Source organism: Shewanella sp. CAL98-MNA-CIBAN-0140 (assembly GCF_040309905.1).
In the GTDB taxonomy this organism is placed as follows: domain Bacteria; phylum Pseudomonadota; class Gammaproteobacteria; order Enterobacterales; family Shewanellaceae; genus Shewanella; species Shewanella psychromarinicola.
Map to the genome: position 1 here is coordinate 229,459 of NZ_JBEOPI010000001.1, position 23,940 is coordinate 253,398.

The window sequence follows — 23,940 nt, forward strand, 5'->3', positions numbered from 1 at the left end:
CTTGGGTGAAAATGGCTAAAAACACGGCCACATATACAGTCAAAAGTGTGACGTTAGCAGCCAGCGTATTTTTAGGTTAGATAAGGTTTAGCAGATAAAATCGTGATCACTTACCTAAGGCAATAGGCATTCAATAGATCTTTCCAAGTAATAATGCCCACAATGGTGTTGTTGTCTAATACGGGTAAACAACCGATATCGTGGTCTAAAATCAGTTTGCTGGCTTGATGGATGTCGCAATGGGGGGCAATGGTGAATGGATTGTGGGTCATGACTTGATGAACCCTTTTTTGCAGGGTTTCTGTGTCTCGAATTAACTCGGCTGCGGTCCCTATATTGGGACTGAGTGCACGTAAAAAGTCTCGATAAGACAATATGCCACTCAGTTGCTTATTATCAACCACCAGTAAGTGATGGAAGCTAACATTATCAAAAATTTCTTTGGCAAGTGTCAGTCTGTCATCCATATCTATGGTAACCACTCGAGTGGTCATGATGTCCGCGATGCAGATATGTTTGGCCGCATTATTCGTTAATGTCTCTGTCGACATTTCGGTAGACGTTGTCATAAGCGATCCTCCACGTATTTATTCTTTTATATCAGACAAATATAAATTTAACAATCATTTAACGCCTAATGACAACCACTTATTCAGGTTCGCAGCTTGTATTTGGTCAAGATGCAATTTTGTTTTCGGGTAAATGCCCCGCTAAGTATTTTTGATATTTAATCGGCTTTAATTGATGAATATCGACTAAGACTAAACCATCGATACAGTCACCAAATTCAGCATCAATACCAAAGTCGAGAAATTGCACGCCGTGGTTGTTACATAGCTCGCCATATTGCTTAAATAACGTCGGTACTGATACACCCATATTCGATAGCGTCCGTTTGAGTATTTTAAAATTCTCAGCATAGTCATCGCCATTAAATAGCTGGTGTAATTGATGCTGACGTTCGGTGGTGAATTGATATGAATTAAATGAAGTCGCTAAAACGTGTTTAGTGGCGAAATGATGTTGGTAAAAAAATACCAGCATCTCTTTGGCCGGTACCGGCAAGCTATCGCTTAGGGATACAGGGCCAAAGAGGTAACGATACTGCGGATTTTTAATTAAAAACGCACCAATACCTTGCCACAAATATTCTAAGCTACGGCGGCCCCAATATTTAGGCTGGACAAAACTGCGTCCAAGTTCGAGTCCTTGGTCAAAATAGGGTGCAAACGCATCGTGGTATTCAAATAGTGATTGGCTATACAGGGCATTTTTACCAATGGTTTCATGGAGTATTTTGGCACTGGCAAAACGGTATGCCCCGACAATCTCTAATTGGTCTTTATCCCATAACACTATGTGAAAATAGTGATTATCATACTTGTCGGTATCACGACGTTTACCGGTACCTTCGCCAACGGCTCTGAATGCGATCTCACGAAGCCGACCAATCTCACGCATAACTGCACTGCTTTGAGTATGCTTATACAAATAGATTTGTTTGTTGTCTTGGGTTTTGCCTAATAGTTCGCATTGTTGTAAAGCTTGTTGTAATTCACAGCGTTTTTCTGGATGGGCAATGGCATTTTGGGTGATAAATAATGGACTGCGATTTTTACCTATGCGGTATAAATGATTTTTAAGCAAATTCACTTTGGTTTTAAGCGGAAAATCTTGAGTGCTGACCACTTCTTTAGCGATCAGTTGGCCAATTCGCACCGGCATCACATGATCCATTTGTTTGAACATTTCTTTAATCAGTAATAGCGTTGCCAATGGCTTGTAAATCATTGAGGCGCCATAAAACGTAGCAGAGTTTTTTGCGTCAACGAACATCGGTAAAAGGGGGGCATTACAGGCGCGAGCCATTTTTAAAAAGCCGCTGTGCCAATGTAAGTCAGTAACCCCTGTTGGGCGTAAACGTGACACTTCACCCGATGGGAAAATCAATATCGCGCCTTCATTTTTAAGATGATGATGGATTTCATTTAAATGTTGTTTAGGTGTACCGCCAGTCATGTTACGTACTGGCAATAAAATGGAATGTAACGGTTTAATAGCCATTAACAGCTCGTTGGCGACCACCTTAATATCCGGACGAACTTGGCTAATTAATTTAATCAATGCTAATGCATCAAGTGACCCAATAGGGTGGTTAGCGTAAATCACCACTCGACCTTCAATCGGAATATTTTCAACTTCGTTATTGGGAACGCTGTAACTGAAATTTAAGCACGCTAAAATTTGCTCAACAAAATCGACACCGGATAAATGCGCGTGTTCGTTAGCTATGTCATTACACTGCTTTTCATGAAGCAAGTAACGTAACATGGCTTTAGTCGGCACGGCTAACCACGGCTTGTTATGCACATTTGGCAGGTTTTTTTCTACCACATTATCGACAGTAAATATCATATTTAAGCCTTATTTATGCAACGTGCTGTGTTTGGGGCGTGATGATTGATTTAGCCTCTGAACTGCAAAAATCAATCGTGTTTACTGCTGTAGCTTGTAACGTTTGTTGATCCCACTTGAGTAACTGCACATCACCGATTTCTGTTTCTGCAATGAGAGTACAATTTTCAACCCAATCACCATCATTAGCGTAAGTGATGATGCTGTCATTAATCGTATGTTGTGATAACTCTGGCTGGTGGATATGACCACAGATAACCATGTCGACCTGTTGTTTGGCGCAATAGCGTAATACCGCATCACGGTACTGATTAACGGCTTGCTGGGCTTTGTTGACGCGGAGTTTGATGTAGCTGGCTAATGACCAATAGGAATACCCTAGGCGACTTCTTACCCTATGTAATTGGCGATTAAGCCAAAGCAACACATCATATAAATGGTCACCTAGTTTGGCATAGGCTCTGCTGACACAGACTTGTGAGTCAAATTGATCGCCATGAAGCATTAAAAAGCGTTTGCCGCTAATCGACTCATGAATATGCTGTTTGGCGAGGGTAATGCCCCTAAAGTGACTGTTTGCATAAGCTTTAAAAGCCTCATCATGATTACCAGGGATATAGATCACTTGTGTGCCGTTACTGGCCAGCTCGAGGATTTTCTTGATGACGTTATTGTGGCTATTGGGCCAATAGAAGCGTTTTTTTAATGCCCAAATATCGACAATATCGCCAACTAAATACAAGTAGTTACTTTGACTATGGTTTAAAAAATATAATAAAAACTCAGCTTTACAATCAATGCTGCCTAAATGGACATCCGATATCCACAGAGCATGAAACTGCTGGATTTTCCCCTGCTGAGTTAAGTGAGCTAAAGGTTGGCGGTGCTGATGTTTTTTTTTGCTGTGCGAGATCATCGGTCATTCACCCTAATACACAGATTGCGTCAGTGTTGATTTAGGGTAGGGCAGTTAGTTGACGCTAAGGTGAACGATTTGTTGCAACTTGATGAATCAGTCATTAAGTAAAAATGTAATGGGCAGACAATAAAAAAGGAAATGCATAGGCATTTCCTTTTAGCTTTGTTTATAAATTCATGTCTATAAAGTCATGTTAAGGCATTAAAAAGCCCTAATATAAAGCTGATTAACTATCTCGCGGCATCAATAATAGCTTTAGCCATTTCATCGGCAACAGAACCCGTAGTGCGGTTCTCGCTATCAGCACGTTCAAAAATAGTCAGTAGGGTATTGTAAATCTGCTCAACCTTGGCAGTAGAGGCGGCTACGTCATAGTGTTTCTCAAATGACACATTGATAATGCCGCCAGCATTAATCACGTAATCTGGGGCGTACAAAATACCCATTTGTTTGAGTTTTTCGCCGTGGCGCACTTCTGCTAATTGGTTATTGGCACAACCGGCAACGATGGTGGCTTTTAATAGTGGTAAGGTGGTGTCATTAAGGGTGGCACCTAATGCACATGGCGCATACACATCAACATCTTGGGTGTAGATATCTTGCGGAGCAACAAGAGTTGCGCCAAATTCATCGGCGACTCGGTCTAATGAGGCTTGATGAATATCGGTGACCACCAGCTCAGCGCCGGCATCATGTAAGTGTTTACACAAGTAATAGCCGACATGACCGACGCCTTGCACTGAGACTTTAATCCCTTTTAGGCTATCAATACCACGTTGATGTTTTACGGCGGCTTTTATGCCCAGATAAGTGCCTAATGCCGTCTGCGGTGAAGGATCACCTGATTTGCCTTCAAGACCGGCTACGAATTCAGTTTCACGGCTGGCTATCATAATATCCGCTGTGGAAACGCCAACGTCTTCAGCAGAATAATATTTACCACCTAAACTGTTCACAAAGCGTCCGAATGCAAGAAATAACGCTTCACGGTCGGTTGTTTTGGGATCGGCGATGATCACCGCTTTACCGCCGCCCATGGCAAGACCCGCTAATGCATTTTTATAGGTCATTCCACGAGATAAGCGTAGTACATCGGTTAAGGCTTCATCATCCGATTGATAGTTCCACATACGACAACCACCCACGGCAGGACCTAGGTTAGTATTATGGATGGCAATAATGCCTTTCAGACCACTTTGCTTATCATGACAAAAGACCACTTGTTCGTGTTCATCGAACGAAACATGATTAAAAACTGCCACGTGACATCTCCGCTTGAAAAAATGAGTTTTTCGCCCCTTATGTTACTTGATGACATAAGGCGCCAACGACTGCTTGTTATATTTATTGCAGCACGATAGCATTTAGGGATACTCTGAACAAAGCTTGATTGAGTTATTTTTGTGATTAGTGTGGCAATTTAGCTTGCCACCTTACGTAAACGTAAGGTAATTTGTGTTACGTGATTGTTTTGAAGCTATATTAAGATTGTTTTGTGATTAACGAGCAGGTGAGTTTTCGTTCTAATCTGCATTATAACAATAAGATAGGAAGTATTATGACTGAAGAAGTTGCAGAAAAGGTGGCACAGCCAACGCCAGATCCAGAAGCTCAAAGACAAGAGTGGGTGCGCACTCAATTCCAAAAGGCGAATCGGTTTTTGGCTGAAAAGGGCGTGATCCCAAACAAAGTGCTTACTGATGAAAGCCGTTATCTTGCGCCCTATTTAGCCATTTGGAAGATGGAATCGAAACAACCTAAAAAACAAACTTTTTGGGTTATGTCAGGTGATTTGCCATCCGATTATGTTGATGTGAAAGTGGCGGAAACGGCTCGTGATGCGATTAGACATTTTTCGATGATGTGGCAGCTCAAAGCAGAAAACTTGCATAAATCGGGCGTAACAAAAGACCCAACTCAACTGAAGTTTGCGCAATTGCTTATCTCGCGAGCAGAAAGTTTATATAAAATGAACCAAGATGAAAAACTGTGGGCTTAATAAACTGAAGCAACAGAGATAAAAAAGGCACTATTAGTGCCTTTTTTGTTATCTCCAGCTAAGCATGATGATCCATCTTGCTTGCCATCATAAGATCAGTGGCTTATATGCTACTCATTATTCGCTTTCGTCTTCGGCTAAGTAGAATAACCCTTGATTAAGTAATCCGGTCAGAACGTCAAGAGCTGCTGCATTGGCGGTGAATAAATTAGCCTCTTGTGGCGTAAGCCTCACCTTGTTAGCCAAGAGTTGCAGCATTTCATTGCTAGCATCATCAAAGACGTAAACGTCGCCATTGATAAATAAACGTGGTTCGCTGTCCTGCTCTAATTGTAATACTTTCAGGCCGCCGATACGTTGAATGATTGCGCCTTGCTCAACAGCTTCTAATAAATCCGCTGCGGTTAATGGCTCTTCACCTTCACAAACATCAAGCTCGAAACGACTTTGACTGAGTAATTTACCTAACATGGTTTGGTAGCTGGCGGGATCTTGTGCCAATTGCGCCAACAAATCCATGATCCCTTGTTGGTGTGTCTGGCTGATAAGACCCGGTTGTGCCGGTTCATCTGAAGAGGTGAAACGCTTCTGACCTTGGTTGCTATCAATCAAGGTATCGGCTAATTCGGTTAACAGTTCTTGCTGACTCGGGGCTCTAAAACCGATTGAGTATGATAAGGCTAGCGATAAGGTTTCGCCGCAATGTGGATATCCTGGTGGAATGTATAATACATCGCCTTTTTGCAATATCACATCGATAATGGGTTCGAAATCGTCAACCAAAGGCGAGTTAGGATTATCGCCGCGACGCTTGTGCTGGCCTTTATCACCCACTTTCCAGCGACGTTCGCCATCACCTTGAATGATAAATACATCGTAGTTATCGATATGCGGTCCAACCCCACCACCGGGAGTGGCAAATGATGCCATTAAGTCATCAAAGCGCCAGTCGGGTAAAAATCGAAAGGCTTCGACTAAAGGTTGTGAGTCTGGATACCAATGGTTTACGGCTTGAACTAATAGCTGCCAGTTGTCTTCACCAAATTGGTCATAGTCTTCAAATGGACCTTGGACCACATCCCAGTCATTGCCTTTGGTGATCACCACTCGTGAAGATATTTCTTCTTCACAGGCAAGACCTGCAAGTTCATCTGCTGCAATAGGATCTTCAAAGTTGATAAAAGCCTGTTTGATCACCAGCGGTTTTTGTTGCCAATGCTGCTTAATAAAGGCTTGGGTATCAATATTTAATGTGTACATCATTGACCTCAGTCGAGATATTTGTCAGTGGTTAATGCAATAAAAAAGCGGTCACATATGCGACCGCTAATGATATGCATAAGCTTATAAAACTATTTTAGCTCATCAACAAAGGCTTCTGCGCGGCCAATGTAGTTTGCAGGGGTCATTTTTTTTAGGTCGGTTTTGACTTGTTCAGGTAGCTCAAGGCCATCAATAAACACGGCAAGTTGTGCAGCATCAATACGCTTACCACGAGTCAGTTCTTTTAACTTCTCATACGGCTTTTCAATGCCGTAACGACGCATAACGGTTTGCACCGGCTCAGCCAATACTTCCCAGTTTTTATCTAATTCAGCTAAAAGCTGTGCTTGATTCACTTCTAACTTACTAATGCCTTTTAAGGTCGCTTGATAAGCAATTAACGAGTGCGCCATACCCACGCCTAGATTACGTAATACGGTTGAGTCCGTTAAGTCACGTTGCCATCTTGATACCGGTAATTTGGCGGATAAATGTTGCATCAGCGCGTTAGCGATACCTAGGTTACCTTCAGAGTTTTCAAAATCAATTGGATTGACTTTGTGCGGCATAGTTGATGAACCAATTTCGCCAGCAATAGTGCGTTGCTTAAAGTGGCCTAATGCAACATAACCCCAAATATCACGATCAAAATCGATTAAAATAGTGTTAAAACGAGCAATAGCATCGAATAATTCTGCGATGTAATCATGTGGCTCAATTTGGGTGGTATACGCGTTCCAGTTAATGCCAAGACTGGTCACAAAACGTTGTGAAAGTTCGTGCCAGTTGACTTCAGGGTAAGCAGAAATATGTGCGTTATAGTTACCCACGGCACCGTTAATTTTACCCATAATCTCAACAGCGTTGATTTGGTTTAGTTGACGATCTAAACGCACTGCAACGTTAGCCATCTCTTTACCGAGAGTCGATGGTGATGCAGGTTGCCCATGGGTGCGAGACATTAACGGCACGCTTTTATTGTCATGAGCTAATTTTTTGATGGCATCAATAATCTGCTGGCATTGCGGCACTAACACTTGTTCGCGCGCTTCTTTTAACATTAAGCCATGAGATAAGTTGTTGATGTCTTCGGAGGTACAGGCGAAATGAACAAATTCATCAATGGCGACTAACTCGGCATTGTTGGCAATTTGTTCTTTAATAAAGTACTCAACCGCCTTCACGTCGTGATTGGTGGTGCTTTCAATTGCTTTAACACGCAGAGCGTCTTGTTCGCTAAAGTTGTCCTTGATGCTGTCTAACAAGGCTAATGCGGTTTCGCTAAAAGGGGGAACTTCTTCAATCTCTGGGCAGCTAGACAATAGCTTTAACCAGTTGATTTCAACTTGAACACGGTACTTAGTAAGACCGAACTCGCTGAAAATCCCTCGTAATGAGGCGGTTTTACTACCATAACGACCGTCTACCGGAGAGATAGCAGTTAGTGCGGAAAGATCCATTTTAAGCTCCTTGATGAACTTTGTTGTAGGGTGATTCGATTAATTGTTATTTTGGCTTTGTTTTGCTGTATCAAATATGGATTTACGGGCAAACACTAAATGGCGGCGTTTGCCACCTAATTGGCGCCATAATACTGCGCTGCGCATGGCTGCAAGCAGTAACGCGCGAATTTTTTGTTGTACCAGAGATTGCTTTAAGCAATCGGGATTACCCGATATTTGTAATTTAGGCCCTAATTCACTGATGATGTCGCTGTAAATACTGGCCAAATTGGCAATAACTTGTTCATCAGTAATCGCAAAATGGGTTAATTGGCGATGCACTTGATTGATGCGTTCCGCTAGCATGCCTAAACCATTAGGTGAATGGGCTAGCTTGCGTTCAAGGGCTAACACGCCGACTAAGTAACGAGTGGTTTCAACATCTTTGTTACCGCCATCACCGAGTTGATTTTGGATCAGTTGATAACCGTTATCTAAAATGGCTTTATCTTGATAAACATCAGCCGTTGATTCTGGCTCTGTCACTAAAATAGTATTAAGCGTAGCAGCTAGGGCGTCTTTATCGCTTTCACCGTGACGAGCTAAATACTGGACCTGGCCAATCGCCTGTAAAATACCAGCGAAGGCCATGGTGCGTTCAAACAAGATGTTGTCTGGAGTTTGGCTCACGGCTTATCCTCGGATTAAGGTATCGATTATGCCGCCACCTAAACAGATGTCACCATCAAAAAATACTGCTGATTGCCCAGGGGTCACTGCGGCAACCGGTTCATCAAACATAACGGTAATATTGTCTGAGTCATTATAGACGAGTGTGCAAGCTACATCTCGTTGACGATAACGGGTTTTTACCGTTATGTGACAGTTATTTTCAGGTCCTTTGCGATCAACCCAATGCAATTGATTGACTGTCATGCCGCTTGACATTAAACGAGGGTGATTGCCCCCTTGTGCGACAATTAGCACATTGCGTAATAAATCTTTTTCAACCACATACCATGGATCTTCATTACTATTTTTCAGACCACCAATACCCAAACCTTTACGTTGTCCAAGCGTGTGGTACATCAATCCTTGATGTGTCCCAATCACTTCACCTTCAGCGTTTTCGATATCGCCCGGTTGAGCCGGTAAATAGGTCGCTAAGAAGTCGGTGAATTTACGTTCACCGATAAAGCAAATACCGGTGCTGTCTTTTTTGTCGTGGGTAATTAATCCCAGTTTTTGGGCTATTTCACGCACTTGATGTTTTTCAAGTTCACCGACAGGGAACAAGCTGCGGGCAACTTGTTCGTGGCTTAACGTGTATAAAAAGTAGCTCTGATCTTTATTACCATCAACTCCGCGAAGCATTTCTACGCTGCCATCGCTATTATCACGTCGGCGGACATAATGGCCCATGGCGATATAATCGGCATCTAAAATATCGTCCGCAAATTCAAGAAAGGCTTTAAATTTAATTTCTTTATTGCACATGATATCGGGGTTGGGGGTGCGGCCGGCTTTGTATTCTGCTAAAAAATATTCGAATACGTTATCCCAGTATTCGGCAGCAAAATTGACGGTATGCATTTTAATGCCTAGCTTGTCGCAAACTGATTGTGCATCTTTTAAATCATCAGCAGCCGCGCAATATTCATCGGTATCGTCTTCTTCCCAGTTCTTCATAAACAGACCTTCAACTTGATAGCCTTGCTGCATTAACAAGTAAGCTGATACTGAAGAGTCCACACCGCCGGACATGCCGACAATGACTTTTTTACCATTTGAAGTAGGGCTAAGTGATGTCATAAATCCTAAAAACCTTGAAGATAGATAATATGTATATTGTGCCGCAATGCCAATGTTTCAAGGCGATTGAGCTAGATTTTTGTTCGTTGTGAGCCTGAATGTTGTTGCATGCACATTTCGACGAGATTAATTAGTTGACCGTCAAGTGCCGGCTGAATTTTATGGTCAAAATCTATTCGATCTAAACGGTTTTCTGTTTAAATAAGAATGCGCTGCAAGTCTTAAAGCAAACTGTCTACGTAAACTAATATCTTACAACAAAGACCTTCGCTTACCAATAAGTGCACCTGTTTAGCCGATCCCTATGAGTAGCATTTTGGGCTTCTTTCTACTAGGTTAACGCTTATTTATGAACAACAACGACATGTCATAAGCTCTGCCTAGTATAAATAGCCGAAACAGCTGCAAAATTCACCTTTAAAGATCCTCGAGTCCTAATAAACATGACATTTGTGCGGCGCATATTCTATCACGCATTCGCTGAATGGGCTATCTTGAGGCGTATGCAAATAGCCCAAGACAAGGCTCTAAAAATAATCGACATTGAACAGTGATAAAGGGGTGTGCTGTGGTAAAAGGTTTTTATCAGCTTGTTGTAAGAAATCTTCAATACTTTTTACCACTAATGGGCTGCGAAGTTGGCTACCAAGGGCGATGATTTCAGCAAGACTGAGCCAGTGAGTATCTGTAATGGCATTATCGCGAGGTTTAGCGTGTTGTTGCTTGGTCAGTTCAATACAAAAGGTATAACGAACGAACGCTAAGTTTGCAGATGCTCTAAATTGATAAATGCCCACTAAGGCTTGTGGTGTTAACTCAAGACCGGTTTCTTCAACAATTTCACGGGCGCACCCATTGATAATCGATTCATTCGCCTCTAGATGTCCAGCTGGTTGGTTAAATTTAACCGCACCATCAATGCATTCTTCCACTAATAAAAATTTGCCTTGGCTATAAATAACGCAAGCTACAGTGGTATTCGGTTTATAACGTTCGGTCATAATTCCCTCTGATCCTAAGATGCTCAACTTGTGGTTATTTAGCGGTGCTCATCACTTTGTATTCGCCATTAGGTAAATCATCTAGACACCATTGACCTATTTTATAACGGATTAGTCTTAAGGTTGGATGACCGACATGGGCTGTCATACGCCTAACTTGGCGATTTCGACCTTCGCAAATTTGTACTTCAAGCCAAGTGGTAGGAATGGCTTTTCGCTCTCTCACTGGCGGGTTTCTAGGCCAAATATCAGGCGAGCCCATTACGTGGACTTTTGCAGGCAAAGTCATTCCGTCTTTCAACTTCACGCCTTGGCAAAGTGCATTTAACGCCTCATCTGACGGTTGCCCTTCAACTTGAACCCAATAGGTTTTAAAGGTTTTTTGAGTCGGCTGAGTCAACTTTGCTTGCAGCTGTCCATCATTGGTAAGCAATAGTAAACCTTCACTATCACGGTCTAAACGTCCTGCTGCATATACATCGGGAACCGGAATAAAGTCTTTTAGTGTTTGGCGGCCCGCTTCATCGGTAAATTGGCACAACACATTAAAAGGTTTATTAAATAGCACTATGACGGGATTTTCAGTCCGAGGTTTTTGTGGCAGCCGCGATTTTATCCTGTTGCGATTGGCTGCATTATTGGCTGCATTATTGGCTGCATTACTGGCCGCACTTCTGGGCACAACATTGACTGATTTAGTTGACGCGTTAACGCTGTTTGTAGCTGTTTTTTTGAATGGACTGAATTTACCGATTTTTGACATAAAGGTATGGTTAACATCCCTAGGTTATAAGAGTGAGTGATAAGTGAGCGAATATAAATCAATTTATGATAGTTTACTGCGTATTCGTCCTTAGTGGAATTTGAAAATGATTAAGAATGATCTATGATGTCCGCCTAAAAAGTGTGATCTATAGCTAATTTATCATTCTGGGGCATCTGGTTTACCTGCCAAAGCTCAGCGGTTTGAGAACAAAATATAATAATAAATGGGATCGGCGATTTCACATACTTGGCAGACTAAAAAGATGCGCCAAGGTTGCAAGTCAAGGTTTACTTGCGCGTGTGTTGTCAACGAAAATCCATTAAATGCTTACACAATTTATTCTAATAAATTGATAATTTACAATAATGTAGGAAATAAAATGAAAGATAACACTCCAACGATTATATACACAGAAACCGACGAAGCGCCGGCACTGGCTACGCTGTCTTTCTTGCCTATTATCCGTACCTTCACTAATGCAGCAGGCGTAAAAGTTGAAACCCGTGATATTTCTTTGTCAGCTCGTGTTATTGCTCACTTCCCTGAAAAATTAACCCCAGAGCAAAAAATTGCTGATGCGCTAACAGAATTAGGCGAATTGGCTAACCAGCCAGAAGCCAACATTATTAAATTACCTAACATCAGTGCCTCAGTTCCGCAGTTAAAAGCCTGTATTGTTGAACTTCAAGCAAAAGGCTATGACATTCCTAACTACCCTGATGAGCCTAAAAATGACGCTGAAGTTGAAGCTCAATCCCGCTATGACAAAATTAAAGGCAGTGCCGTAAACCCGGTATTACGTGAAGGTAACTCAGATCGTCGTGCACCGACGTCAGTGAAAAACTACGCCAAGAAAAACCCCCATTCAATGGGCAAATGGTCGAGCGCGTCTAAGTCTCACGTTGCTCATATGAACGAAGGTGACTTCTACGGAAGCGAACAGTCTGTAACCTTAGCAGCAGCAGATAAAGTCAATATCGTGTTGACCCAACAAGACGGTAAAGATGTTGTGCTTAAGAGTGGTTTAGCGCTATTGGCTGACGAAGTTATTGATTCTTCAGTGATGAGCAAAAAAGCGTTAGTCGATTTTTATGCTCGTGAAATCGAAGCGGCAAAATCAGAAGATGTTTTATTATCTTTGCACCTTAAAGCCACCATGATGAAAGTGTCTGACCCAATATTATTTGGTCTTGCCGTGAAAGTGTTCTTTAAAGACGTCTTCGATAAGCACGGCGCGTTATTTGCTGAACTCGGTGTTGATGTAAATAACGGCTTTGGTGATGTGTATGCCAAAATAAGTACCTTACCAGAAGCTAAACGTAGTGAAATTGAAGCTGACATTGCCGCTGTTTATGCTGCTCGTCCAGCACTTGCTATGGTTGATTCAGATAAAGGCATCACTAACTTACACGTACCAAGTGACATCATTATTGATGCATCAATGCCAGCCGCAATCCGTTCGTCAGGGAAAATGTGGGGCCCAGATGGCCAGTTACAAGACACCAAAGCGATGATCCCAGATCGTAGCTACGCGGGTGTTTACCAAGAAACGATTGCGTTCTGCAAAAAGCACGGTGCATTTGACCCAACCACAATGGGCAGTGTGCCTAACGTGGGCTTAATGGCTCAAAAAGCAGAAGAATACGGTAGCCACGACAAAACCTTTGAAATTATTGCGCCCGGTACGGTTAATGTGATTAACCAAGCAGGCGATGTATTAATGAGCCATAACGTTGAAGCTGGCGACATTTACCGTATGTGCCAAGTGAAAGATGCGCCTATTCGCGACTGGGTTAAACTGGCCGTTAAGCGTGCACGTTTAAGCAATACACCAGCGGTATTTTGGTTAGACAGTCATCGTGCTCACGATGCTGAGTTAATTAAAAAAGTGACTCAATATTTATCAGAGCAAGAAACTGCTGGTTTAGATATTCAGGTGATGTCACCAGAAGATGCAACACGTTTCACCTTAGAGCGGATCATCAAAGGTGAAGACACTATTTCGGTAACGGGTAATGTATTACGTGATTACTTAACCGATTTGTTCCCAATTCTTGAATTGGGCACGAGTGCGAAAATGTTGTCTATTGTGCCGTTAATGAGTGGCGGTGGTTTATTTGAAACAGGTGCGGGTGGTTCTGCGCCTAAGCACGTACAACAAGTGGAAAAAGAAGGTCATTTACGTTGGGATTCATTAGGTGAGTTCTTGGCATTAGCGGCTTCTTTAGAGCACTTAAGTCAAACGACCAACAACCCTAAAGCACAAGTGCTAGCAGACACGTTAGACGTGGCTATTGGTAAGTTCCTTGACACCAATAAATCACCCTCTCGTCGTGTAGGTGAACTTGATAATCGCGGTAGCCACTTCTACCTAGCGATGTATTGGGCACAAGCATTAACTGAGCAAACAGAGGATTCAGCGCTGGCTGCGTATTTTGTACCATTGGCTAAATCATTGGCTGCAAATGAAACGGTTATCCTTGCGGAGTTGAATGGTTCACAAGGTCCTGCCGTAGATTTAGGCGGTTATTACCGTTTAGATGCTGCGAAAGCTGAACAAGCGATGCGCCCAAGTGCCACATTAAACCAATTTTTTAAGGGCTAATGTCTGCGGGTAACGCCTTCGAGGTGATTGCGTGGTGATGACATCAACAGCGATAGCGTCAACTGAAGTTGTCATCTTGACTAAATTGAGACTAAAAACCTCAACGCTGGCTAACAAACGGTTAAATAATTATTTATTTTTGTTCATTGAGGTTATTTAAGTCAATAAAAAAAGACAGGGATTAAAATCCCTGTCTTTTTGTCTTTTTGTCTTATAGTCTCACCAATTATTTTGTTGGCGAGATGGCTGAAGCATGCATTCCTTTGGGACCAGCTTCAACTTCGAAGCATACAGGTTGACCTGCTTTTAAGGTACGATAACCTTCCATTTCGATAGTTGAATAGTGCGCAAATACATCTTCGCCACCCTGATCAGGGCAAATAAACCCGAATCCTTTGGCGTTGTTGAACCATTTTACAGTTCCGTTTGCCATACTTCCACTTCCTTCTATTGTCTACTTACCAGTAAGATAGTAAAACTTATTATCCAGCGGTCTATTATTCGCCGCCTAACAAATAGAATGAAATTTGTACGAAAAGATGTCAAGCAGTAATTAACAAAAAGGCAACATTTAATTAATTTAATAATATCAAGTGGTCGGGAACCAAACGAGAGGCTAGTATTAAACAATGGCTAAAATAGGCAGTGTAGAACATATTGAAGAAAAGGTTGAATCTAAGCTACAACCACCCCATATGTATAACGTGGTGCTAAACAATGATGATTACACCCCGATGGATTTTGTGGTAGAAGTATTACAACGTTTCTTTGAGAAAAATGAACAGCAAGCTGTTGATATTATGTTAGCAATCCATAACCAAGGCAAAGGATTGTGTGGTGTGTTTCCATTTGGAATTGCAGAAACAAAAGTTTTTCAAGTAAATCAGTTTGCAAGAGAAAACCAACATCCGTTACTGTGTACGTTAGAGAAAGCATAATATCGATTTCTCACAGTCTGTGGTTAAATTTAGGGGGTGCTTATGCTGAACAAAGACCTGGAAGTCACCTTGAACCTAGCGTTTCAGCAAGCTAGAGATTCACGTCATGAATACATGACAGTAGAACATTTATTATTAGCGCTGATTGATAATCCCTCTGCTTATGAAGCATTAGTTGCTTGTGGGGCGGATGTTAATCGTTTACGAGAAGAAGTGGCTAATTTCATTCAACAAACCACACCGATTATTGCCGAATCAACTGAAGAGCGTGAAACACAGCCTACCTTAGGATTTCAACGTGTTCTGCAACGTGCGGTTTTCCATGTGCAATCATCTGGTCGTAATGAAGTTTCTGGCGCCAATGTGCTGGTTGCTATTTTTAGTGAGCAAGAATCCCAAGCGGTTTATTTACTGCGTCGTTGTGAGATTACCCGCTTAGATGTGGTTAATTTTATTTCTCATGGCATGGGAAAAGAAGACGATTCTGGCGAACCACAAGATCAAGAACGCATTGATGATCAATCTGAAAATGCCGAAGACCGTAGCATGTTGGCGCAATTTGCGGCTAATTTAAACCAATTAGCGCAAGACGGTACTATCGATCCATTAATTGGTCGTGATGCTGAAATTGAACGTGCGATTCAGACACTCTGTCGTCGTCGCAAAAACAACCCCTTACTCGTGGGTGAAGCTGGCGTGGGTAAAACGGCTATAGCAGAAGGTTTGGCTTATCGCATCGTCAACAAACAAGTGCCTGAAGTGATGGCCAATGCGACCGTGTATTCGTTAGATTTGGGCGCATTATTAGCGGGCACTAAATACCGTGGTGATTTTGAAAAGCGCTTTAAAAGCTTATTAAAAGAATTAGCTGCGGATGAGCATGCTATTTTATTTATTGACGAAATTCATACCATTATTGGTGCTGGCGCCGCTTCTGGTGGTGTGATGGATGCGTCTAACTTACTCAAACCATTGTTATCAAGTGGTAAGTTACGTTGCATGGGGTCAACGACGTTCCAAGAATATCAAAGCATTTTTGAAAAAGACCGTGCTTTAGCACGTCGCTTCCAAAAAATTGATATCAATGAGCCTTCTGTCGCTGAAACCACCAAAATATTGATGGGGCTTAAATCTAAGTACGAACAATACCATGGTGTACGCTATACCCAAGCGGCCATCAGCAGTGCAGCTATCTTATCGGCAAAGCACATTAATGACCGTCATTTACCCGACAAAGCGATTGATGTGATTGACGAAGCGGGTGCGCGTATGGTGATGATGCCGCAAAGCAAACGTAAGAAGACCATTGGTCAAGCTGAAATAGAGGCTATCATTGCCAAGTTGGCGCGTATTCCTGAGAAGTCGGTATCGTCGACTGACAAAGATATGCTGCGTAACCTAGAACGCAACCTTAAGATGGTGGTATTTGGGCAGGACAAGGCTATTGAGAGCCTCAGTTCCGCTATTCGCTTGTCGCGCAGTGGTTTAGGCTCAGAGAAAAAGCCAGTGGGTAGCTTTATGTTTGCCGGCCCGACAGGGGTAGGTAAAACCGAAGTCACCAACCAATTGGCTAATTGTCTCAATCTTAAACTCATTCGGTTTGATATGTCTGAGTATATGGAACGCCACACTGTGTCGCGTTTAATCGGTGCTCCTCCAGGTTATGTTGGTTACGATCAAGGTGGCATGTTAACCGATGCTGTGATTAAAAACCCACATTGTGTGGTGCTACTTGACGAGATTGAAAAGGCGCACCCTGATGTATTCAACTTGCTATTACAAGTGATGGATCACGGTACGTTAACTGACAATAACGGTCGTAAAGCTGATTTCAGAAATGTGACGTTAGTGATGACAACCAATGCTGGCGTGCAAGAAACTATTCGTAAATCGATTGGCTTTAGACAGCAAGATCATACTCAAGATGCCTTAGCTGAAATCAATAAAATCTTTTCACCTGAGTTTCGTAATCGATTAGATTCAATCGTATGGTTTAATCATTTGGATATGACAGTAATCGCCAAAGTGGTTGATAAGTTCTTAGTTGAGTTACAGGCACAACTTGATGATAAACATGTCACCTTGGATGTCAGTGACGAGGCTCGAACCTTGCTTGCGGAGAAGGGATACGACAAATCGATGGGCGCGCGTCCTATGTCGCGTGTGGTGACCGAATTGATTAAACGCCCACTAGCCGATGAAATTCTATTTGGCGTGCTTGAAAGGGGCGGTGTTGCGCACATTGACGTGAAAGACGGTGAGATCAATATCAATTGTGAGTCGTTAGAAAAAGTGTCGTAGTCATTAACGATACAATTGAAAAAGATGACCCATGGGTCATCTTTTTTATGTGTGTTAATTGCGCCTAATACCGTTTCTTGATAAATAAGTCATCAACTCAGAGCGTTACTCACTGTTCAATTCAATGGGTATTGATGGCAAAATGGGTATTCCCTTTTTAAATCAATACAACATAGCAGTGGAGCGTATGAGGTGCTTCTGCAAAACGGATTACAACCATCGCTATGCTTGGTTGAATGCTCTGATAAAGGGATACCCATTACGTTGAACATTCGTTTTGTTTGATGCGTGTTGCTTTGCGCTGAGTACACTTTACTTATGCAGTTTGGTATAACAACAAAAAAACCGACAGGCAGTCGGTTTTTACATTGTTGAGGCTAGCGATTAACGTGCGCGGAAGACGATACGACCTTTTGATAAGTCATAAGGAGTCAACTGAACCGTGACTTTGTCACCGGTTAAAATACGGATGTAGTTTTTGCGCATTTTGCCAGAGATGTGGGCTATCACCACATGTCCATTTTCAAGCTCTACGCGGAACATTGTATTTGGCAAGGTCTCAAGGATAGTGCCCTGCATTTCAATGTTGTCTTCTTTCGCCATTAATTAGTTATCCCATTAGCCTTCAAATATGAAAAAATCGGGCGTATCATGCCCCAAAAACCCTGAACTGTAAAGGGCGTTAACGAGAAAGAGGTGTAAGATTTTCGCCAACTTGCCAACCAAGTGCTGTTAAAATTTGATATGGACGGTATTGGCGTTTATAACTCATTTTCCTATTTTGATCAATTTGATAGCCCAAATACAAAAATCGCTTACCCAATGACTTTGCCAATTGGCATTGAATTAAAATCATCAGTGAACCCAAGGATCGTTCAGCATAGTCCGGGTCGAAGTAACTGTAAATCGCCGAATAACTCTGTGCCATATCATCGGTGACCGCGACTGCAATTAACTTCTCATGATCAAATACTTCGATATACATTGGCGGCAACCAATCAGATAATAAAAAATCATCATATTGGCTTTGTGATGCCGGGAACATGGGTCCATCGCTGTGCCGTTCATTAATGTAACGCTGGTACAAAATATAATGTTCAGGCCGTGATGTATGGCTGACTTTCCAATGTAAATCTCGGTTGTTCTTTAACGTGCGTTTCTGACGTTTTGATAACACAAAATCGTTCACATTCAATCGAATAGACTGACAGGCTTGGCAGTTTGGGCAACGTGGTTTATAAATGGCATTTCCATTACGACGAAACCCCATAGCCAGAAGTTGTTCAAATAATGCTGCGTCAACTTGTGGTTCCTGGATGACCAACAATTGTTCTTTATTGCCTTCAATATAGTTGCAATCAAAAGGTTGGCTTATGCCGACGCTGACCGATTTAGAATTCAATTAACACCTCTTGTTTGTGCCATATTGACGCTGAAATGGCTTGATCTCGATATTGATGAAGTATCGACAAAAATTTGCGTCTTGGTAGGGCGTTAGCGCCAAGGCTGAGCAAATGTGGGTTTATTATTTGGGCATCAATTAACTGGAAATTATTTTTCACCAAGTGTTGATTCAGTATAGCAAACGCAGCTTTTGATGCATTAGTTTGGCGATGGAACATCGATTCACCGCAAAAAACACCTCCTACCGGAATACCATACAGACCACCGACAAGGTGTTCGCCATCCCACACTTCAATAGAGTGAGCGCGCCCTTGAAGATGAAGTTCATAATAGGCCATTTGAATTTCTGCCGATATCCACGTGCCACTTTGGCTATCGCGAGGCTGTGCACATCCCGCGACTACGTCCAAAAATGCATGATTAATGGTATAGCGCCACGTTGATTTTTTAAGAAACTTAATCAAGCTTTTACTGCCAAAAGGTTGAGTCGGCGTGAACACAGCTCTAGGGTCGGGCGACCACCATAAAATCGGGTCATTGGCATTAAACCAAGGAAAAATACCTTGATAATAGGCTTGTATTAAGCGGGTGGGCTGCAAGTCTCCTCCAATGGCTAATAAGCCATTAGGATTAATGAGGGCTTGTTCCGGCGAAGGAAACTCGATGGATTGATTTAAATAACACAGTGAGTTCAAATTGAGTATATTATTTGTAATATCGTATCGTTAACTTAGCGGAAATTAGCCATGTTTAAAATCATAACTGTGAGTATGAAGAGTATTTTTGCAGTATTGCTGACAATTTGCCTTTTTTTTGGCCAAAGCCAAGCTGCTTATGAGCGAAATCAAGCGGTCCCCGTTGAGAAAGTACTGTATGGACAAATTGAATCGGTAAAGCAGGTGAGTGAAAAACAGCTGGTTGAAGACAGTCACAGTGGTTGGAAAACCTTTGGTGGAGCCTTAATCGGTGGTGTTATTGGCCATCAATTTGGTGGTGGTTCCGGTCAAGATGTTGCCACTGTCTTGGGGGCATTGATCGGTGGGGGGATCGGAAGTCAGCATGGTAACCAACAATATTATTTTGAAACTAAATTAGTTGAACTAATGATAAAGCAAGAAGATGGCAGCCAAGTTATGGTGATCCAAGATGCGGATCCTGGAATGAGTTTTGCTGCCGGAGATGAGGTTAGGGTGGTTTACTTAACCGGTTATGTCAGAGTCGACCTTGCAATGTGATAATGCGAGTAAAATAACAGGAGCCTAGGCTTCTGTTATTTTACCCGCAGTCGTCAATACCTGTTTTGCAATACAGTATTATCTGTTATTGCCACGTTTTATTAAAAACCTTGAGGCAATGTTTGCTTACCGATTGTATTTTCGAGTTTTTGACGCCACAACTGCTTAGGGGTTAATCCACCTGAGGTTGATTGAACCTTTTTAGTCGGTGTTTTTTTCGCTGCAGTTTTTGCCGATTCTTTTCGCCTAGGTTCAGCGACTAATCCGCACGTGGTTGTCAGTGGTACTTTTTTTACTGAAGATGCCGTTAAATTAGCATGCATAGCGTCGAGTTCGCTAAAACGCACTGATTTTGCGCCGTCGATTTTATACCAACTGCCCGCTTGCTCAATTGAAACGGGTTTGCCAGATTGATTTTCAAGTGCCGTTTGTAATTGGCTGATGACCTCTTCTTTAGTCAATGTTGTCATAGTTAATAACCTACTTGTTATCACGTTAAATTAAGGTTGTAACTAATTTTAAAGTGTTAAGTTATCAAAAGTCCAATCCATGCCAAAATTGTCGAATTATCAGTCAAAAAGTCGTTTTTATCGACAGTTTATTGGGACGTTATTGAAATAAATAACTTTAGGCTATACGAATATTACCTGTCTCAGAGGCTTGTGTTTCTCATTGATTTAGATCCTAAAATATCTGTATTTTAAACCGTTTTTAGGTTGCATAAGCTTCGCGAGTTCGACCATATTCGGGTAAACTGGTGGTATCGCCATTCAGTATTATATGAATGAATATCGTGTGAGTCCGTATGGTCAATATCATTATCAATAACCTTATATTGTCTACTGGCTGAGGTTAGTTAAATTTTTAGGGGTTTTATGTCCAAAAATCATCAAACATCAGTTATTTCACGTCAAGAATTGGCGTCCTATCTTGATACTTTTTTAAACGTGAGTGCGTTTAAAGATTATGCGCCAAATGGGCTGCAAGTCGAAGGTAAGTCGAACATTCACACCATAGTCACCGGAGTTACAGCTTGTCAGGCACTAATTGATGCTGCGATAAAGGTCAACGCTGATGCAATTTTGGTTCATCATGGTTTTTTTTGGAAAAATGAGCCTGACGTCATCACTGGCATGAAATATCGTCGGATCAAAGCATTAATGGATAATGACATTAGTTTATATGGCTATCATTTACCGTTAGATGCACACCATGGTGTGGGTAATAATGCCCAATTAGCCCAACAATTAGGCATTATTAGCCCAAGAGTCTACGAGCCTGTGGCTCAGGATTTATTATGGCATGGTCATTTAGAACACCCATTAACGGTTGCCGAATTTAGCGAGTTACTCAGCAGTGTATTAAAACGTAAACCGTTGCACATAGGTGATGAAACCAAAATGATCTCGACCTTGGCTTGGTGTACCGGAGGTGCACAAGACTATATTGATGATGCGGCGCAAATGGAGGTTGATGCATTTATTAGTGGTGAAGTATCAGAGCGGACTTTCCATGCAGCAATCGAGCAAGGGTTACATTACTTTGCCGCTGGGCATCATGCGACAGAACAATTTGGCATCCAAGCTTTGGGTGAGCATTTAGCGGAAAAATTCAATATTGAGCATCATTTTATTGATATTGTAAATCCCGTGTAATTTGACAATATCGTAATGCTTGGTTGCGCCGGCGCTGATGTTCATTGCGTTACCGGCTTTAGTCTTAGGTAGATAACCGATGTTTAGTGCTGTTTTTTGACAACATTGACTTAGCTATTGGCATTAAACGAAGTCTACATAATGGGTGATGGACAAGACCATGGATGTATCATATTGCCTTTTATTTGTTAAGGATCCGTAAATGACCGAGTATTTCCTACAAGCTTTTATTTATTTAACCGCTGCGGTAATCGCTGTTCCCTTAGCCAATAAATTAGGATTAGGTTCAATACTCGGCTACCTCATTGCCGGGGTTGTTATTGGGCCAATTATCGGTTTAGTCGGCAGTGAAACCAACACGATTCAACACTTCGCCGAATTTGGCGTGGTGATGATGTTGTTTTTAGTTGGGTTAGAGCTTGAGCCTAAAATGTTATGGGCGATGCGCAACCGTTTACTGGGGCTTGGTGGCTTACAAGTTGTGGGGACTATTTTGGCCGTGATGGCCTGTGCGACTTATGCTGGATATGGGCTCAGTACAGCGTTAACCATAGGGTTAATTTTTTCCCTTTCATCTACCGCAATTGTGTTGCAAACCTTATCTGAAAAACGCCTCAATAAAACCCATGCCGGAAAGAACGCATTTTCGGTCTTGCTGTTTCAAGACATAGCCGTCATTCCCATGTTGGCCTTTATTCCGTTATTAGCCTTACCTGAGTTAGTTGAGAAAGCCCAAGCTGCTGTTAGTAGTATGAGTGAACAACACGAGCAGTTAAGTCTCGTGGCTTCATTACCAGGTTGGGCATATGCCATTGTACTGGTATTAGCTATTGGTGCTGTGGTGTTAGGTGGGCATTATCTCAGTAGGCCATTATTTAGGATGGTAGCGGACTCAGGAGTACGCGAAATATCTACTGCCGCAGCGCTTATGTTGGTGATTGGGATTGCAGCGTTAATGAGTTTGGTTGGTATTTCACCCGCATTAGGTACCTTTTTGGCGGGCGTGGTACTGGCTAATAGTGAGTTTAAACATGAACTAGAGTCCAATATTGGGCCTTTTAAAGGATTGTTATTAGGACTGTTTTTTATCACCGTGGGTGCTGGGATTGATTTTTCGGTGTTATTTGCCGATTTTAGCGAGATTATCTTAATGACCTCTGGGGTGATGCTAATTAAAGGGATTGTACTTTATTTATTGGCATTAATTTTTCGAATTAAAGGCAGTGATCGTTGGTTATTTGCCTTAAGTCTTGCTCAAGCGGGTGAGTTTGGCTTTGTATTATTAAGTTTCAGCGTGCAACAGCATGTGTTGCCTGCAGAGCTGGCACAAACCTTGTCGATAGTGGTCGCGTTATCGATGTTTTTAACCCCAGGGTTGTTCATTTTGTTCGAAAAGGTGATCTTTCCTCGTTTTCAGAAAAAAACCAATCAACGCGCCCAAGATAATATTGACGAGGTTGGCTGTGTGGTGATTGCTGGTATTGGTCGTTTTGGCCAAGTTGTTAATCGATTATTGATTTCCAATGGCATTAAAACGGTGGTGCTTGACCATCAAGCCTCACAAGTTGACTCGATTAGAAAAATCAATACTAAAGCCTATTATGGCGATGCTACCCGTCCAGCTTTATTAACAACAGCGGGTATTGCCCAGGCTTCCTTGTTTGTTGTCGCCATCGATAATCGTGAAAGCAGTGTTGCGTTAGTGAAATATTTACATCATACCTACCCCAAACTTAACATCGTTGCGAGGGCATTCGATCGCGGCCACGGGCATTTATTAAAAGAAGCGGGCGCCGATATTGTTGAGTCAGAAACCCATCATTCTGCACTTGAAGTGGGCGCGGCGTCATTGCGCTTATTGGGCTATTCTGACGATTTTGTCAGTAAGCGAAAGTCGACGTATAAACGGGTTGAAAAAGAAGCATCTAAACGTCTATATGCACAATGGTTAACGGAATCAGAGGGTGAGCGGTTCAGCAATGACTTTTTAAACCTGTTTATGCGATACGAAGAACGATTAAAGCAGGCAATGGCAGAAGATTTTGAAGTGCAAACAGCGAATGAGGCTTATAAATCAGAGACCGAATCAACCTCTAGTAGTGAATACAATAAACATAACAAATGAACTATCAAGCCAAACAAAAAAGACCGCCAAAGCGGTCTTTTTTTGTTTGGCTAGTTGAGT

The 23,940-nt window shown here is 42.1% G+C and carries 22 protein-coding genes; 7 read left to right on the top strand and 15 right to left on the bottom strand.

The window, feature by feature from the left end:
* Positions 1–110 precede the first annotated feature (110 nt).
* From AAEY93_RS01005 to AAEY93_RS01020, 4 genes are all read right to left on the bottom strand, one after another.
* Positions 111–569: a CBS domain-containing protein gene (locus tag AAEY93_RS01005; RefSeq protein ID WP_335688908.1), complete on the bottom strand. Its 459-nt coding sequence runs from the start codon at positions 567–569 to the stop codon at positions 111–113.
* 106 nt (positions 570–675) lie between these two features.
* Positions 676–2,415, bottom strand: coding sequence for a bifunctional ornithine lipid synthase OlsF (gene olsF / locus AAEY93_RS01010; protein WP_124013900.1), 1,740 nt, complete (start codon positions 2,413–2,415; stop codon positions 676–678).
* A gap of 13 nt (positions 2,416–2,428) precedes the next feature.
* On the bottom strand, positions 2,429–3,331 hold the full coding sequence (locus tag AAEY93_RS01015) for a UDP-2,3-diacylglucosamine diphosphatase (RefSeq protein ID WP_351074479.1): 903 nt from the start codon (positions 3,329–3,331) through the stop codon (positions 2,429–2,431).
* A 233-nt stretch (positions 3,332–3,564) separates the two neighbouring features.
* The gene (locus AAEY93_RS01020) at positions 3,565–4,596 is read right to left on the bottom strand and encodes a Glu/Leu/Phe/Val dehydrogenase dimerization domain-containing protein (RefSeq protein WP_101030955.1); all 1,032 of its coding nucleotides are present in this window, start codon (positions 4,594–4,596) and stop codon (positions 3,565–3,567) included.
* 296 nt (positions 4,597–4,892) lie between these two features.
* Between AAEY93_RS01020 and AAEY93_RS01025 the strand changes: the two genes are divergently transcribed.
* Entirely contained in the window at positions 4,893–5,333 is a 441-nt protein-coding gene (locus tag AAEY93_RS01025) for a DUF4826 family protein (RefSeq protein ID WP_124013902.1), read from the top strand.
* Between the two features lie 117 nt (positions 5,334–5,450).
* Here the strand turns inward: AAEY93_RS01025 and AAEY93_RS01030 are convergent, their stop codons facing one another.
* The 6 genes from AAEY93_RS01030 to AAEY93_RS01055 all read right to left on the bottom strand — a co-directional run bounded on the left by AAEY93_RS01030 (position 5,451) and on the right by AAEY93_RS01055 (position 11,614).
* Entirely contained in the window at positions 5,451–6,593 is a 1,143-nt protein-coding gene (locus tag AAEY93_RS01030; RefSeq protein ID WP_351074504.1) for a ribosomal protein uL16 3-hydroxylase, read from the bottom strand.
* A gap of 92 nt (positions 6,594–6,685) precedes the next feature.
* A complete protein-coding gene (gene purB, locus AAEY93_RS01035) occupies positions 6,686–8,056 on the bottom strand; it encodes an adenylosuccinate lyase (protein ID WP_124013903.1) in 1,371 nt (456 codons plus the stop codon).
* Positions 8,057–8,095: 39 nt separating this feature from the next.
* Entirely contained in the window at positions 8,096–8,728 is a 633-nt protein-coding gene (gene hflD, locus AAEY93_RS01040) for a high frequency lysogenization protein HflD (protein ID WP_267898624.1), read from the bottom strand.
* A 3-nt stretch (positions 8,729–8,731) separates the two neighbouring features.
* Positions 8,732–9,850, bottom strand: coding sequence for a tRNA 2-thiouridine(34) synthase MnmA (gene mnmA, locus AAEY93_RS01045; RefSeq protein ID WP_124013904.1), 1,119 nt, complete (start codon positions 9,848–9,850; stop codon positions 8,732–8,734).
* 527 nt (positions 9,851–10,377) lie between these two features.
* On the bottom strand, positions 10,378–10,851 hold the full coding sequence (locus tag AAEY93_RS01050) for an NUDIX hydrolase (protein ID WP_124013905.1): 474 nt from the start codon (positions 10,849–10,851) through the stop codon (positions 10,378–10,380).
* A 34-nt stretch (positions 10,852–10,885) separates the two neighbouring features.
* Positions 10,886–11,614 carry a pseudouridine synthase gene (locus AAEY93_RS01055; RefSeq protein ID WP_351074484.1) on the bottom strand — a complete coding sequence of 243 codons (729 nt, stop codon included), beginning with the start codon at positions 11,612–11,614 and terminating at the stop codon, positions 10,886–10,888.
* Between the two features lie 382 nt (positions 11,615–11,996).
* On the opposite strand from AAEY93_RS01055, the gene AAEY93_RS01060 reads away from it, so the two are divergent.
* Positions 11,997–14,222 (top strand): NADP-dependent isocitrate dehydrogenase, encoded by a 2,226-nt coding sequence (locus tag AAEY93_RS01060; protein ID WP_124013907.1) that lies wholly within the window; start codon positions 11,997–11,999, stop codon positions 14,220–14,222.
* Between the two features lie 226 nt (positions 14,223–14,448).
* Here AAEY93_RS01060 and cspD read toward each other — a convergent pair whose 3' ends face one another.
* Entirely contained in the window at positions 14,449–14,655 is a 207-nt protein-coding gene (cspD, locus tag AAEY93_RS01065; protein ID WP_101030973.1) for a cold shock domain-containing protein CspD, read from the bottom strand.
* 196 nt (positions 14,656–14,851) lie between these two features.
* Between cspD and clpS the strand changes: the two genes are divergently transcribed.
* Complete coding sequence (clpS, locus tag AAEY93_RS01070; RefSeq protein WP_124013908.1) at positions 14,852–15,160, top strand: ATP-dependent Clp protease adapter ClpS; 309 nt, start codon at positions 14,852–14,854, stop codon at positions 15,158–15,160.
* A gap of 42 nt (positions 15,161–15,202) precedes the next feature.
* On the top strand, positions 15,203–17,461 hold the full coding sequence (gene clpA, locus AAEY93_RS01075; RefSeq protein ID WP_124013909.1) for an ATP-dependent Clp protease ATP-binding subunit ClpA: 2,259 nt from the start codon (positions 15,203–15,205) through the stop codon (positions 17,459–17,461).
* A 384-nt stretch (positions 17,462–17,845) separates the two neighbouring features.
* On the opposite strand, the gene infA is transcribed toward clpA, so the two are convergent.
* From infA to aat, 3 genes are all read right to left on the bottom strand, one after another.
* Positions 17,846–18,064, bottom strand: a complete 219-nt coding sequence (gene infA, locus AAEY93_RS01080) for a translation initiation factor IF-1 (protein WP_011496276.1) — start codon at positions 18,062–18,064, stop codon at positions 17,846–17,848.
* Positions 18,065–18,143: 79 nt separating this feature from the next.
* Positions 18,144–18,863, bottom strand: coding sequence for an arginyltransferase (locus tag AAEY93_RS01085; RefSeq protein ID WP_124013910.1), 720 nt, complete (start codon positions 18,861–18,863; stop codon positions 18,144–18,146).
* Entirely contained in the window at positions 18,853–19,560 is a 708-nt protein-coding gene (gene aat / locus AAEY93_RS01090; RefSeq protein WP_124013911.1) for a leucyl/phenylalanyl-tRNA--protein transferase, read from the bottom strand. Before aat ends, AAEY93_RS01085 begins: the two co-directional genes overlap by 11 nt.
* A gap of 51 nt (positions 19,561–19,611) precedes the next feature.
* On the opposite strand from aat, the gene AAEY93_RS01095 reads away from it, so the two are divergent.
* The gene (locus AAEY93_RS01095) at positions 19,612–20,100 is read left to right on the top strand and encodes an outer membrane lipoprotein (protein ID WP_372491477.1); all 489 of its coding nucleotides are present in this window, start codon (positions 19,612–19,614) and stop codon (positions 20,098–20,100) included.
* A 101-nt stretch (positions 20,101–20,201) separates the two neighbouring features.
* Here the strand turns inward: AAEY93_RS01095 and AAEY93_RS01100 are convergent, their stop codons facing one another.
* Positions 20,202–20,570, bottom strand: a complete 369-nt coding sequence (locus AAEY93_RS01100; protein ID WP_124013912.1) for a hypothetical protein — start codon at positions 20,568–20,570, stop codon at positions 20,202–20,204.
* Between the two features lie 432 nt (positions 20,571–21,002).
* On the opposite strand from AAEY93_RS01100, the gene AAEY93_RS01105 reads away from it, so the two are divergent.
* Both AAEY93_RS01105 and AAEY93_RS01110 read left to right on the top strand, forming a co-directional pair.
* Positions 21,003–21,755 (top strand): Nif3-like dinuclear metal center hexameric protein, encoded by a 753-nt coding sequence (locus AAEY93_RS01105; RefSeq protein ID WP_124013926.1) that lies wholly within the window; start codon positions 21,003–21,005, stop codon positions 21,753–21,755.
* 202 nt (positions 21,756–21,957) lie between these two features.
* Complete coding sequence (locus AAEY93_RS01110; protein WP_124013913.1) at positions 21,958–23,880, top strand: monovalent cation:proton antiporter-2 (CPA2) family protein; 1,923 nt, start codon at positions 21,958–21,960, stop codon at positions 23,878–23,880.
* Positions 23,881–23,940 lie beyond the last annotated feature (60 nt).